Annotated in this window: 2 protein-coding genes; both read right to left on the minus strand. The window is 47.0% G+C overall.

All coding sequences use genetic code 11. From position 1 onward, the window contains the following. Positions 1 to 154 (minus strand): phosphate regulon sensor protein PhoR (locus tag R8O10_RS27780; protein ID WP_318192303.1); only part of this gene is annotated, 154 nt, incomplete at its 3' end. Between the two features lie 40 nt (positions 155 to 194). Next, positions 195 to 504, minus strand: a 310-nt coding sequence (locus R8O10_RS27785; RefSeq protein WP_318192302.1) for a winged helix-turn-helix domain-containing protein, incomplete at its 5' end; no start/stop codon positions are given.

The raw sequence follows: 504 nt of genomic DNA on the forward strand, positions 1-504 counted from the left end.
GCACTTGGTTATGCAAATGCCACACAAGCTGCAAAGCCGTGGCAGCCAAAAGCAACCACGGCATATAACCGAATATCCACCCCACTATCACCCAAGGGGTGTAAAAAAAAGCCAGCTCCCAGGCCAGCTTTTTCCACGTTAATCTTTCAACCACTCATTACTCCAGAAATGGCATTGATAAGCTGCGTAAAAATCTAAGCCTTTGTTGAGAAGCGGTAACCAGCGCCACGAACGGTTTGAATCAGTTTGTCGTGACCGGCAGCTTCCAGTGCTTTACGAAGACGACGGATATGAACGTCAACAGTACGGTCTTCAACATAAACATTGGTGCCCCACACGTTATTTAGCAGCTGCTCACGGCTGTAAACACGCTCTTGATGGGTCATAAAGAAGTGCAGCATCTTGAACTCGGTAGGCCCCATATCAACCGCTTCATCATTCGCAGTAACACGGTGAGAAACAGGATCGAGTTTGAGACCTTGAACATCAATCACATCTTCTAAT

The sequence above is a fragment of the Vibrio sp. 1727 genome (genome assembly GCF_033344415.1).
Lineage (GTDB): Bacteria > Pseudomonadota > Gammaproteobacteria > Enterobacterales > Vibrionaceae > Vibrio > Vibrio alginolyticus.